Genomic DNA, 12,328 nt, shown 5'->3' on the forward strand with positions numbered 1-12,328 from the left:
GCGTTTCCTGTCAATGCGAGGTATCGCGGCTAACCCGAGGCTCGAACCCGCGTCAAGCCCGGACAGGATTGAAAAGCCGCGATGTCTGCGCCAAATAGAGTTGGTTAGTAGGATAAGTATGATGAAAACGGCCAAATTTTCGATCGGGCAGGTAGTGCGCCACCGGCTGTTTGCGTTTCGGGGCGTGGTTTTCGACGTCGACCCGGAGTTCGCGAACACGCAGGAATGGTACGACGCGATCCCCGCCGATGTTCGGCCGCGCAAGGATCAGCCTTTCTATCACCTGCTGGCCGAGAACTCGGAAACGGAATACGTCGCCTATGTTTCCGAACAGAACCTGCTGGAGGACGACACGGGCGAACCCGTGCGCCATCCGCAGATCAGGGAAATGTTCGAGAAGACGCCGGACGGCCGTTATGCGCCAAGAGGCCAGTTGCGGCACTGACCCAGCTTTCAGCGCCAGCATAGCCGGCGCGCTGAAAAAGATCAGGCTTCCTTCTTGGTGACAGCGACACGCAGCGAAAGATCGCGAAGCTGCTGCGGGGTTGCTTCCGACGGCGCGCTCATCAGCAGGTCGTAGGCTTGCTGGTTCATCGGGAACATGGTGATCTCGCGCAGGTTCTTTGCGCCCAGCAACAGCATGACCACCCGGTCCACGCCCGCCGCCATGCCACCATGTGGCGGCGCGCCATACTGGAAAGCGCGGTAGAGGCCGCCAAAACGATCCTCGACCGTCTGGCGATCCAGTCCGACAATTTCGAACGCCTTGACCATGGTTTCCGGCAGATGGTTGCGGATGCCGCCGGACGCGATCTCGAAACCGTTGCAGACCATGTCGTACTGGAATGCCTTCAGGCTGAGCGGGTCTTGCCCGTTCAACGCGTCGAGACCGCCCTGCGGCATCGAGAACGGGTTGTGGGCAAAGTCGACGCGCTTCTCGTCCTCGTTCCATTCGTAGAACGGGAAATCGATGATCCAGCACAGTTCGAAACGCTCACGGTCAACGAGGTTCAACTCCTCGCCGGCGCGCGTACGTGCGGCACCCGCGAATGCCACGAATTTTTTCGGATCGCCGGCAACGAAGAAGGCAGCGTCGCCTTCGGCCAGTCCAAGCTGCTGACGAATGGCTTCCGTGCGCTCTTCGCCGATGTTTTTGGCAAGCGGGCCGGCCCCTTCGATCTTCTCGCCTTCCTTGCGCCAGAAGATGTAGCCGAGCCCCGGCTGGCCTTCGCCCTGCGCCCAAGAATTCATGCGGTCGCAAAAGGCTCTGCTGCCGCCGGTCTTGGCCGGAATGGCCCATACTTCGGCCTTGGCGTCATTCGCCAGGATGTTTGCGAACACCTTGAACCCCGAGTCGCGAAAATGATCGGAAACGGCTTCCATCTCGATGGGGTTGCGCAAATCCGGCTTGTCGGAGCCGTATTTACGCATGGCAACGTCGTAAGGAATACGGCGGAAGGTCTGCGTCACCGGCTTGCCGTCCGCGAAAGCCTCGAACACGCCGCGCATCACCGGTTCCATCGTGCCTAGCACGTCGTCCTGCTCGACAAAGCTCATTTCGAGGTCGAGCTGGTAGAATTCACCCGGCAGGCGGTCGGCGCGCGGATCTTCGTCGCGGAAGCAGGGCGCGATCTGGAAATAGCGGTCGAAGCCCGACACCATGATCAACTGCTTGTACTGCTGCGGGGCCTGCGGCAGTGCGTAGAACGTGCCCGGATGGATACGCGACGGCACCAGGAAGTCGCGCGCGCCTTCCGGCGAGGATGCCGTCAGGATCGGTGTCGAGAATTCGGTGAAGCCGGCGCTTTCCATGCGCTTGCGCATTTCGGAGATGATCTTGGTGCGCTGGACGATATTTTTGTGCAGCGTATCGCGGCGCAGATCGATAAATCGGTACTTTAGGCGGATATCTTCCGGATAATCCGGTTCGCCGAATACCGGCAGCGGCAATTCCTTCGAAGCGGACAGCACTTCGATCTCGCGTGCGAAAATCTCGATCTGGCCGGTCGGCAGGTTGGCGTTGGCAGTTTCGGCAAGCCGCGCCTTAACCTCGCCATCGACACGGATCACCCATTCGCCGCGCACCGTCTCGGCGATCTTGAACGCTGGCGAGTCGGGATCGGCGACGATCTGCGTCAGGCCGTAATGGTCACGCAGATCGATGAACAGCAAGCCGCCATGATCGCGCACCCGGTGGACCCAGCCTGAAAGGCGAACGGACGAGCCGACATCTTCCTTTCTCAATTGAGCGCAGGTGTGACTACGGTAGCGATGCATTGTCATGGGGAAAAATCCGGGCGTTAAGTGCGAGCCATGGCCTTGCGGCGTGGTTCCAAATTGGGCGGAAAAGCGCATGAGAGACCTTATTTGTCAAGGTAATGCGGTCCGCTTGTCACCAGTATGGTCACAAAGCTTGACGAAAGCGCCATCGACTGAAATGGAAAGAGACCTCTCCATTATGAAAAAAGCGATTTGATGCACGTCATCACTACACAAAGAGAGCTGGAAACCGTTCTCTCCGCGTTCGAGAAATCCGAATTCGTTACAGTCGATACCGAATTCATTCGCGAAACCACATTCTGGCCGATTCTGTGCCTGATCCAGATGGCCGCGCCCGGCGTCACCGCCCTTATCGATCCGCTGTCGCCCGAGATCGACCTAAAACCGTTTTTCGAGCTGATGGCGAATGAAAAGGTCGTCAAGGTTTTCCATGCCGCAAGGCAGGACATCGAAATCATCGTCCATCTTGGCGACCTGGTTCCCCATCCGGTCTTCGACACGCAGGTCGCGGCCATGGTCTGTGGTTTCGGCGATAGCGTTTCCTACGACCAGCTTGTCCATAAAATCACCAAGACGCAGCTCGACAAGTCGTCGCGCTTCACCGACTGGCGTCATCGGCCCCTGTCCGAAAAGCAACTGGATTATGCGCTGGCCGATGTCACGCATCTGATCGACGTCTACCAGCACTTGATCGCCCAGCTGGAGCGCGAGGACCGCGCGCATTGGCTGAACGAGGAGATGGTGGTGCTGACCTCGCGCGATACCTACGATCCCAAGCCCGAGGATGCCTGGAAGCGGCTGAAGATGCGCCTGCGCAAGCCGCAGGAATTGGCGGTGGTGCAGGCCGTTGCCGCATGGCGCGAGCGCGAGGCGCGCGAACGCGACGTGCCGCGCGGGCGCGTGCTGAAGGACGACGCCATCTACGAAATCGCGCAGCAGGGGCCGCGTGATGTCACCGCGCTTGCCAGGCTTCGCACCATCCCCAAAGGCTGGGAGCGGTCGTCTACAGCGGCGGCTCTGCTTGAGGCCGTCAATTCAGCGCTCGACCTGCCCAAGGAAGAGATGCCGAAGCTGCCGAAGCCCTTCCAGCCACCGGAAGGCTCCAACGCCGCTGCCGAGTTGCTCAAGGTGCTGTTGCGTCTCATCGCCGACAAGGAGGGCGTCGCGGCCAAGGTTCTGGCCAGCAGCGACGACATCGATCATATCGCAGCCGAAGGTGAAAAGGCCGACGTGCCAGCTCTGCAGGGCTGGCGACGCGCCGTTTTCGGCGAGGCAGCGTTGCGGTTGGTGCGCGGCGAGGTCGGCATCAAGTTCGACAACCGCAAGATCGCGGTGTTCGATCTCTGACGGCTCAGACTGCACCGGCCAGGTGCAGCGCAAACCACAGCCACATAGCGGCCAGGATCAGGAACCCGGCGGCAAAAGCCGGGCTGCGGTAGCGTAGATTGTTGCTGCCGACGTGGATGAACGCATGGACATAGCGCGCCACCACGAACAGCCAGGCGAGCGTGACTGCCACGTAGGAAACGCCGTTGGTCGCAAAGAAGGCCAGGCACGCGACATGAAACAGCACCGGCAATTCGAACTGGTTCATCAAATTGGCCGCGACTGTCGCGCTGATGTCCGGCTCGCTTGAACGCGTCTTGAACTGCCCTGCCCGCACCGCACCGCTGACGATCGCAATGCGCCGCCGCCAGCCGAGCAGGCAATAGACCAGGCAAACCAGAAGGACATGCGCGACCATTGGCCAGAAAATAGCTATCGGGTTCATCCGCGCCGCTCCTGTCGGGTCTTACTCACATGCCGCCGGGGTAATTGGGGCTTTCGCGCGTGATCGTAACATCATGCGTATGGCTCTCGCGCAGACCTGCATTCGTTATGCGAACGAAGGTGGCGCGCTCGCGGAAATCGGCAAGGTCATGACCGCCGACATAGCCCATCGCCGCCTTGAGACCACCGGCCAGTTGGTGCAGCACGCCCGACACCGGCCCCTTGTAAGGCACCTGCCCTTCGATGCCTTCCGGCACCAGTTTCAGCGTGTCGCGGACCTCGGCCTGGAAATAGCGATCAGCCGAGCCGCGCGCCATGGCGCCGACGGAACCCATGCCGCGATAGGCCTTGAACGAGCGACCCTGGTGCAGATAGACCTCGCCGGGCGTTTCGTCGGTTCCGGCGAGCAGCGAGCCGATCATGGCGGCACTCGCGCCGGCAGCAAGCGCCTTGGCAAGATCGCCGGAAAACTTCATGCCCCCATCGGCAATGACGGAAATATCGGATTTCTGGGCGACTTCCACCGCCGACATGATCGCCGACAATTGTGGCACGCCGACACCGGCGACGATGCGAGTCGTGCAGATCGATCCCGGACCGATGCCGACCTTGACGGCGTCCGCGCCGGCATCGATGAGCGCCTGCGCGCCTTCGGCGGTGGCGATGTTGCCAGCCAGGATGCGTACGGAGTTGGAGATCTTTTTCGCCCGCGTTACCGCTTCCAGAACACGCTGCGAGTGCCCATGTGCGGTGTCGATGACCAGAAGGTCCACGCCCGCGTCGATCAGGCGCTCGGCACGCTCAAAGCCATCGTCGCCGACGCTGGTGGCCGCTGCGGCGCGCAGGCGTCCCTGCGCATCCTTGCTGGCGTTGGGATTGAGCTGCGATTTCTCGATGTCCTTGACGGTGATGAGACCGACGCAATTGCCTTGCTTGTCGACCACCACCAGCTTTTCGATGCGGTGCTGGTGCAACAGGCGCTTGGCTTCGTCCTGATCGACGTTCTCCTTGACCGTGATCAGGTTCTCGCGGGTCATCAGTTCGTAGACTTTTTGCGCCGGATCCGACGCGAAGCGCACGTCGCGGTTGGTTAGGATGCCGACGAGGCGGCCCGATTTGTGACCGCCGGTGCCGCCGTTCTCGACCACAGGAATGCCCGAAATGCTGTAGCTACGCATCAGGCCAAGCGCATCGGCCAGGGTCGCGTCCGGTCCGATGGTCACCGGGTTTATGACCATGCCCGATTCGAACTTCTTAACCTGGCGAACCTGTTCGGCCTGCTCTTCCGGCGTAAAGTTGCGGTGAATGACGCCAATGCCACCAGCCTGCGCCATGGCGATGGCGAGGCGCGATTCGGTCACCGTATCCATGGCGGCGGACAGGATCGGGATGTTGAGATCGATATCGCGGGCGATGCGCGTGCTGATATTGGTCTCGCCGGGCATCACTTCGGAATGGCCGGGCTGCAAGAGCACATCGTCAAAGGTAAGCGCCAGCGCGCCGGTGGACGTTTCAATGATTTTTGCCATGGCCAGTCCCAATGCACGAAACGCGCTGCAACCAGAATTACAGCGCCGACTCGTCGTTTTTCCCTATCAGGGTTGGCGCTGGCTGGTACCACTTCTTTCCGGCGATGAAAAGCGATCACCGTGCCAAGAAGTCAATCGCGGCAACATTCATTTTCGCGCGTTCGACCGGCGCGTGCGATCGTGCCCTCGCGCAAAATACCTCAATCGAAGCATTTCAAAGACTTAAGTGGAGTGGTTGCAGGATGTCTGCAGTCGCTGCAATACGCCGGAAAATCAGGCGCCGCGGGCCACGCGCTCGATTTCTTCCCGCACCAGCCGTTCGACAAGCGTTGGAAGATTGTTATCGAGCCAATCCTGCAGCATGGGCCGCAACATCTCTTCGGCCATTTCATCGAAGGATTTCTTGCTGCGGCTGGCAAAGGCTTCGGAAAGCTCGCCAAAAGCGGCGGCAACCTGACGGCCGGTATGTTCCGAAACGATCGCCGGCCGTGCCGTTGCCTCGACCTTGACCGGCATGTCGTCCGACGCCTCATCGGACGATTGTGACAGCAGCGAAAAATCGTCTGCCAGTTCGCCTTCGAAAATTTCGACTTCCGGTTCTGGATACGCCGCCTCGGGATTTTGCACCGGCTGGCCGGCCGTGGCGATGTCGCGGCGCCAGTCTGCTACCAGCACATCCGCGCTTTTGGTGTCAGGCACGGTGCTGGCGGCCGAGGCCTCGACATGCGCGCCCCCGCTTGCCTCCGCTTCGACGGACGCCAAGGAAGCGCTGTCCGTGGACCCGGTCTGTTCAGAAGCATGCGCTTCAGCCGTCATCCTGGCTTGCACGTCTGCCAGGGTGAAAGGCTTCCGGGCCTCCGACCCGGCCCTGAGTTCGACGCGGAATGACGTGATTTCGGCTTCCGCTCGCTCCCCGGCGACCGGCTCGAAATCCTGTTTCAACTCAGCGCCATCTTCAGTCTGCTTCCGGCCGGGGTCGCTATCCTCGATGATCCTGCGAATGGAAGCCAGTATTTCTTCCATCGAAGGTTCGCGCTGTGCGCTGCTTGCCGTTGCCATTGTCACGTTTGTCGCCCTTGTGACCATTTTCACGCTCGCAGTGCAGGGCGAACGCGTTCGAATCATCTACGCGAGCGTACTCGACAGACGGCGATACGAGAATCCCCAATCTGGATTCATGGCGGATTTCAACAGATTGGGGTTTTGGTTCGGCAAGCCGTCAGCAAGCTACCGCGTACGCCGCCTGCGGATTGCCATCGATCTTCATGAGGCAAACAGGCCGCGCGTCAGCGACCGTCAGGCGTACGCAGGCCGATCCATTTGTCCTTGACGGCGTTGTAGTGTTCCTCGGGCTTGTACTTCGCCACCTGCAGGCCGAGCCTTTCCGTCGAAAGGCGACCGGTCGCCGACAGGATCGCGTAACTGGCCACCACCACGTCGCGTTCGGAACTGACCAGATTGATCTGGGCGGAGATGACGGTGTTTTGCGCATTGAGCACGTCAAGCGTGGTGCGCTGGCCGACATTGCGCTCTTCGACGACGCCGTCGAGGGCTAGCTGCGCCGCCGCCACCAGCGCGCGGTTGGCGTCAACGCCTTCCCTGGCCGCAGTGTACTGCGTCCAGGCCGACGTAACCGCCGCGCGGACATTGTCGCGGCTCACATCAACCTCGATCCGGGCCTGGCCGAGTTGCTCCTTGGACTGGCGTACCTGTGCCGATGCGCGGCCGCCCTGATAGATCGGAACCGTCAGCGTCGCGCCGATGCTGGCGGAATTCGTGTAGCCATCGGAAGTGCCGGCAAGCGTCGAACCCTCCGTATTGCGATAGTCGCGCGAAACGCCAGCCGAGGCGGACAGTTGCGGCAACAGGGCGCCCTCTGCCGATTTGACCGAGAAGGAGGCCGCGTCAACGAGATGCTCCGTCGCCAGGATCGCCGGATGCTCGTTGGAGGCGATCGCGATTGCCGAAGTGAGGCTGGACGGCAGCAATTTGCTTACCGGAGAGGCGGCCTTGAGCTTGCCCGGCTCCTCGCCGACGATCTGGTGGTAGATCGCGGCGCTGGACAGTGCCTGTGCGCGCGCGGCACTCAGATTGGCAATGGCGGATGAACGCGAAGCGTCTGCCTGGGCGACGTCTGTCCGTGTCCCCTCGCCGACCTCGAAGCGCGAACGGGCGGCCCGGACCTGCTCGGTCAGGAATTTCAGGTTCTGCTCGGTCAGAACAGCGATCTTGCGATCCTTGATGACGTCCATATAGGAAGTCGCTGCATTCAGCAGGATATTTTCCTCGGTGTTACGCAGGCTTTCAACCGAGGCCGACACGCGCGCGTCAGCTGCCGCCACGTTGTTCTTGGTCTGAAAACCGTCGAACAGGGTCTGGTTGATCTGCACACCGAAGCCGCCCGTCGTCAGGCGCGTGCTGGCGTTATTGCGCGATGCACTCGAATAACCGATATCGGCCGTTCCATTGATCCTTGGACGGTAGCCCGATTTCGCGATGGCCACGCCTTCGTCCGTGACGCGCACACCGGCGCGGGCCGAATTCAGTTGGGAGTTGTTCTGATAGGCCTTGGACAATGCCCCGAGAATGCTTTCGGCCGAAGCTGAAATCGGAGACAGGGCGGTTGCCGACGCCAGAAAGACGCCAAGTGCTATTTTGCTTATACGCGACACAACGTATCCCTCATTCATTTCCACGGGAACCACGCCACGACCGCTGCCCAACTACAGTCGACGCGACATTTTTTCCCTGCTGTTTACGCACGGCCCCCGACGTCTGGATCAGGCAATGATTCCAAAAGATAAGGCCAACACGCCAACGCGCTGGCCGCAAGAAGAAACCATTCAGAAATTAAACGCTTGCGCACGTTCGAAACCGGGTAGTGGCTTTATTGCCGCATTAAATGTGCGCCTGCCGGTAACGACGCCGTCTGTTTTTAGGAATAACCGGGCAAGCCCGGCATTGCCCCTGCCCTCCACCGCAACCAGCCGACCGCCCTCACCGAGTTGTTCAGTCAGGCCTTCGGGCACCTCGTCTATGCTGCCGTCCAGGAAAATGACGTTGTAGGGAGACTTGGCGGCGTAACCCTCGCGAAGCGGCCCTTTCACCACGGTAACATTCTCATAGCCCAGGCCCGACAGGGTGGACGCCGCCGATTCCGCCAGGCCAGGATCACTCTCCAGCGCCACGACCGACATTGCCAGGCTGGACAGGATGGCGGCCGTATAGCCGGTCGCGCAGCCGATCACCAGGACATGGTCGGTCTGCGAAACATCGGCAATTTGCAAAAGCTTGGCCAGCGGCGACGGTTCCATCAGATAGCGCGTGCCTTCTGGCCCGTCGGCGACGCGGATGTCTTCGTCGATATAGGCGATGGCGCGCTGGCTCTCGGGCACGAACGCTTCGCGCGGGACCGACAGCAGCGCTGCCAGCAATGGGGCACTGGTAACGTCTGTCGTGCGAATCTGGCCGTCGACCATTTTTGTACGAAGTTCGGAGAAATCAGCGTTCATGATGCCGTCCCGCGCCCGGCGCCGAGACGCTCGGTTTCTTTTCCCATGGACCCCGCTCCCGCGCATTCGCGCGGGAGGCCGGGGATTGGAGGCCTCGCCCGGAATCGAACCGGGGTGCAAGGATTTGCAGTCCTCTGCGTAACCACTCCGCCACGAGGCCTCATCACTCCGGCGTTCCGTCCGGTTCCAATAGGTTGCCCGAAATTTTGCGTCAAGCCATGCAGCTTCATTGTGAACGCTTTCCCGCCCGCCGTCTTTCCCACCAGACGACGAAACGGCGTCTGGCGCGGCGCACGTAAGCAAACTCATAGGACAAAATGAGCAGCCCGAGCGGGACCATCCAGAAACCGAGAATCGGAAGGAAGCCGAAAATTCCCAGGATCACCAGCACCGTGCCGATGGCGATTCGCGCGCCGCGCGATCGTGGCATCCTGAAGTCCCGCCCAAAGACCGAAATCTTGCGGATCGGTGGGGCTGGGTTATCGCCATCTGCGGCCATGGTGAACTTGTTGTCCGTCTTGCGTGTGGGTTGCGCTTGATGCCGCAGTCCGCGGCAGAGTGCCTATATAGGGCGTGTCAAATGGGGATTACGACAGCGGCGAGGCAAAAGAGCGAGAAAAATGCGAAATGCTTCTTTGCAAAGCTGAAAAGGGTTTGCTATAGGCTGCCCCGGTCACATAGAGAGCCCCCGTTCCCCGGTAGCTCAGTGGTAGAGCAACCGGCTGTTAACCGGTTGGTCGCTGGTTCGAATCCGGCCCGGGGAGCCATTTCACCATGAAAAGCCTTGAAACCCAACGTTTGTAAGGGTTACAGCTTCCCCAGAGATACACCGCGCGATACAATGCGGGGTACACTGGGAATGATGATTGACGTGAAACACGTACAGAAACGCGGCAAGGCTGGGTGGCGCTATAGGCGCAAAATCCCCGACGAATTGCGGGCCATGATGGGCAAGCGGGAGATACTGGTCCCGCTCGGCAGCACCGAGGCCGAAGCCCTCAAGAAATGGCCGAAAGTCCACGCCGAAGTCGAGAGGCTATTGGCAGAAGCGACGAACCGCGCCAACGGGCCGGAACCGACAGAGTACGGCTATTTCCGCGAGGGATTGGCAGCGGCGCGCAAGCTAGGCTTTCGCCAAGACCGCGATTTCCCTTCTCCCCGTGACATCGAGAATGACCCCGACTGGCAAGAGCGCATGAAAGCTGTTGAGAAGCTTGCCCGCAAGTATGTGCCGGATTTAGACGATCTGGACGACGATGACGACGCGCCCCTACCCGACTTTGTGCCCTCGGAAGCTGATACGGCATTGGCACACGCGATCTTTCTCAACCCGGAGGGAACCCCAAGGGCAACATTGGAGGACGCGCGGCGGCTTTATCTCGCCGACCGGGTTGGCGACGACAAGACCAAGACGATGGAGTTGGACCGCATCTTCAAGCTGGTGCGTGAGGCGTTAGGCAAAGATAGAATGCTGGTAACGGTGAAGCGGGCCGACGCCCGTGAAGTTCGCGACCACATGGCCGATGGTCGCAAAGCGTCGTCAGTCGACCGCTATCTCAACGTGGTCCGTGCCGTCATCAATTACGCAATCCGCGAGTTTGACCTAACGGATTACATGAACCCCTTCATGAACCTTGAGGCTGCCTCCAAGGATAAGGCCGAGCCTGACCGGGACAAGAGACGACCGTTCACCCCCGAGGAACTGAAGGAGGTCAATGGGCGTATGGCCCTTTTGGCCCGTCCCGACCTTCGAACCTTGTGGCGAATGTTGGAGGGCACCGGGTGCCGGTTGGCCGAAGTGGCTGGCCTACGGGTGTCCGATGTCCACCTTGACCACACCATCCCTTATCTCGGGGTCGAGTGGCACGACACGCGGCGCATCAAGAATAAGGTGTCCCGGCGCAATGTGCCCCTCCTCGGAGACGCTCTAACGGCGGCAAAAGAAGCTGTAGGAGCCGCCAAGGGGGAAGCGATGCTGTTTCCTGCGTATGGCCGGAAGGGTGGCCCTGCGTCCGCCTCCGCTGCCCTTGGTAAGCATGTTCGGGCATGTGTGACGGACCCTAAGGTAACGACGCATTCCCTGCGGCACCTCATGAAAGACCGAATGCGCTTGGCGGGTGTCAGCAAGACAGACCAAGACATTGTCCTTGGGCACTCCTCGGGGAGCGTTGGGGAGGACTATGGCGGTGATGAGGCGCGGCTTGAGATGGCTAGGCGGGCGCTTGAGAAGGCGCTGGGGACACCCTAGGGGAAGGCTGTCCGAAGGAAATTCAAGACAAGCCCGGGGTGGAGTATGTGGAAAAAATCCCCGCCACCTCGGATGATGATACCCGAGAAGTAAGCGCTGAACCTTGCCCCCTCGCGACAGATGACAAATGCGGAGCCCCCGCTCATCCCGTCCGGATTAACTGTCATTGGGGATGCCGCGCGCACCTTGCACAATGCTGGATCGGCAGACAGGCTGTCTGGTAGGCAGGCTGGCATCGCGTGACGGCAGCACGGTCCCTTGGCAAGACCTTCATTGAGGCTGAACAGGTCTTCATGGAGAAGCCGGGCGATGTCGATGAGATGTGTTGGCTGGCCCTTAAGGCGAACCTGACGCCGGGCCTGAGGCTGACCAATGCGGAGAAGGCGGCATCGCTTCGGCATTACGTGAAGGCGCTCCAGCATCGACATCCGGGTCCCCGTGGGGGTCGCGCTAATGGCCCCTTCAAGACCCTCAGAGAAATTGGCAGGGACCTTGGCGGGATGCACCATGAGACCGTCAGTCGTCACCTTGCGAAACATGCTCCGAACACCCTCAGGGCCATATTGGAGGCCGACCTAACGGCATCTGAAGATGAACCGGCAGAGCCGATCAAGGGTCAGTTCAACGTGGACACGATGCGGGGACGGAAGGCGGCTGAAGCGGTCGCTGACCCTAGCGCGCCAGTTCGGGTCACCCGAGGGGGAATGCCGGTTTGGAAGAAGGACCGCACCATCGGCGCGTGGGCGGGCATTGACGTGGTGGAGAATGACGTGACGGGATTAAGGGCGGTGAAACATCGACCGTTTCCCGCGAGGCTATAGGCCCATAAGGCTGCGCGGTAGCGGGGCAGGAGAGGCGTTCGGGGGTTGGTAGTGTAAGGACACCGGAGAACCTTCGAAGCGCTCTATGAGGCGCTCTACATTCACCACAACGTGAACGCCGGCTGAGGACTTCCCCGAGGGGGTCAGGTCGCAACCCAGCGAACCCTC

11 protein-coding genes and 2 tRNA genes are annotated in these 12,328 nt (G+C 60.7%); 5 read left to right on the plus strand and 8 right to left on the minus strand.

Annotated elements, in window-relative coordinates:
• The first annotated feature begins 121 nt into the window (after window positions 1-121).
• On the plus strand, window positions 122-445 hold the full coding sequence (hspQ, locus tag ACX3P0_RS03545; protein WP_459081040.1) for a heat shock protein HspQ: 324 nt from the start codon (window positions 122-124) through the stop codon (window positions 443-445).
• Window positions 446-486: 41 nt separating this feature from the next.
• Here hspQ and aspS read toward each other — a convergent pair whose 3' ends face one another.
• Complete coding sequence (aspS, locus tag ACX3P0_RS03550; protein WP_459086862.1) at window positions 487-2,277, minus strand: aspartate--tRNA ligase; 1,791 nt, start codon at window positions 2,275-2,277, stop codon at window positions 487-489.
• A 198-nt stretch (window positions 2,278-2,475) separates the two neighbouring features.
• Here aspS and rnd point away from each other — a divergent pair, with 198 nt between their 5' ends.
• Window positions 2,476-3,627 (plus strand): ribonuclease D, encoded by a 1,152-nt coding sequence (rnd, locus tag ACX3P0_RS03555; RefSeq protein WP_459080978.1) that lies wholly within the window; start codon window positions 2,476-2,478, stop codon window positions 3,625-3,627.
• Between the two features lie 4 nt (window positions 3,628-3,631).
• Here rnd and ACX3P0_RS03560 read toward each other — a convergent pair whose 3' ends face one another.
• The 7 genes from ACX3P0_RS03560 to ACX3P0_RS03590 form a co-directional block, all read right to left on the minus strand.
• A complete protein-coding gene (locus tag ACX3P0_RS03560; RefSeq protein ID WP_459080979.1) occupies window positions 3,632-4,051 on the minus strand; it encodes an MAPEG family protein in 420 nt (139 codons plus the stop codon).
• 25 nt (window positions 4,052-4,076) lie between these two features.
• Window positions 4,077-5,579 (minus strand): IMP dehydrogenase, encoded by a 1,503-nt coding sequence (gene guaB, locus ACX3P0_RS03565; protein WP_459080980.1) that lies wholly within the window; start codon window positions 5,577-5,579, stop codon window positions 4,077-4,079.
• 273 nt (window positions 5,580-5,852) lie between these two features.
• Window positions 5,853-6,638 (minus strand): PopZ family protein, encoded by a 786-nt coding sequence (locus tag ACX3P0_RS03570; RefSeq protein WP_459086591.1) that lies wholly within the window; start codon window positions 6,636-6,638, stop codon window positions 5,853-5,855.
• Window positions 6,639-6,865: 227 nt separating this feature from the next.
• Complete coding sequence (locus ACX3P0_RS03575) at window positions 6,866-8,251, minus strand: TolC family outer membrane protein (RefSeq protein WP_459080983.1); 1,386 nt, start codon at window positions 8,249-8,251, stop codon at window positions 6,866-6,868.
• A gap of 171 nt (window positions 8,252-8,422) precedes the next feature.
• On the minus strand, window positions 8,423-9,091 hold the full coding sequence (locus ACX3P0_RS03580; RefSeq protein ID WP_459086593.1) for a protein-L-isoaspartate O-methyltransferase family protein: 669 nt from the start codon (window positions 9,089-9,091) through the stop codon (window positions 8,423-8,425).
• 86 nt (window positions 9,092-9,177) lie between these two features.
• A tRNA-Cys gene (locus tag ACX3P0_RS03585) sits at window positions 9,178-9,251 on the minus strand.
• 66 nt (window positions 9,252-9,317) lie between these two features.
• Window positions 9,318-9,590: a PGPGW domain-containing protein gene (locus ACX3P0_RS03590; protein WP_459080985.1), complete on the minus strand. Its 273-nt coding sequence runs from the start codon at window positions 9,588-9,590 to the stop codon at window positions 9,318-9,320.
• A gap of 193 nt (window positions 9,591-9,783) precedes the next feature.
• On the opposite strand from ACX3P0_RS03590, the gene ACX3P0_RS03595 reads away from it, so the two are divergent.
• The 3 genes from ACX3P0_RS03595 (at window position 9,784) to ACX3P0_RS03605 (ending at window position 12,160) form a co-directional block, all read left to right on the plus strand.
• Window positions 9,784-9,858: transfer RNA gene (locus ACX3P0_RS03595), tRNA-Asn, on the plus strand.
• Window positions 9,859-9,950: 92 nt separating this feature from the next.
• A complete protein-coding gene (locus ACX3P0_RS03600) occupies window positions 9,951-11,339 on the plus strand; it encodes a tyrosine-type recombinase/integrase (protein ID WP_459086594.1) in 1,389 nt (462 codons plus the stop codon).
• A 239-nt stretch (window positions 11,340-11,578) separates the two neighbouring features.
• Window positions 11,579-12,160, plus strand: coding sequence for a hypothetical protein (locus tag ACX3P0_RS03605; protein ID WP_459086596.1), 582 nt, complete (start codon window positions 11,579-11,581; stop codon window positions 12,158-12,160).
• Window positions 12,161-12,328: the final 168 nt, after the last annotated feature.

The organism is Mesorhizobium sp. A556, assembly GCF_054489545.1.

Coding starts and splice junctions, on each gene's coding strand:
- hspQ (WP_459081040.1), top strand. CDS start 122: ATGAAAACGGCCAAATTTTCGATCGGGCAGGTAGTGCGCCACCGGCTG.
- aspS (WP_459086862.1), bottom strand. CDS start 2,277: ATGCATCGCTACCGTAGTCACACCTGCGCTCAATTGAGAAAGGAAGAT.
- rnd (WP_459080978.1), top strand. CDS start 2,476: ATGCACGTCATCACTACACAAAGAGAGCTGGAAACCGTTCTCTCCGCG.
- ACX3P0_RS03560 (WP_459080979.1), bottom strand. CDS start 4,051: ATGAACCCGATAGCTATTTTCTGGCCAATGGTCGCGCATGTCCTTCTG.
- guaB (WP_459080980.1), bottom strand. CDS start 5,579: ATGGCAAAAATCATTGAAACGTCCACCGGCGCGCTGGCGCTTACCTTT.
- ACX3P0_RS03570 (WP_459086591.1), bottom strand. CDS start 6,638: ATGGCAACGGCAAGCAGCGCACAGCGCGAACCTTCGATGGAAGAAATA.
- ACX3P0_RS03580 (WP_459086593.1), bottom strand. CDS start 9,091: ATGAACGCTGATTTCTCCGAACTTCGTACAAAAATGGTCGACGGCCAG.
- ACX3P0_RS03590 (WP_459080985.1), bottom strand. CDS start 9,590: ATGGCCGCAGATGGCGATAACCCAGCCCCACCGATCCGCAAGATTTCG.
- ACX3P0_RS03600 (WP_459086594.1), top strand. CDS start 9,951: ATGATGATTGACGTGAAACACGTACAGAAACGCGGCAAGGCTGGGTGG.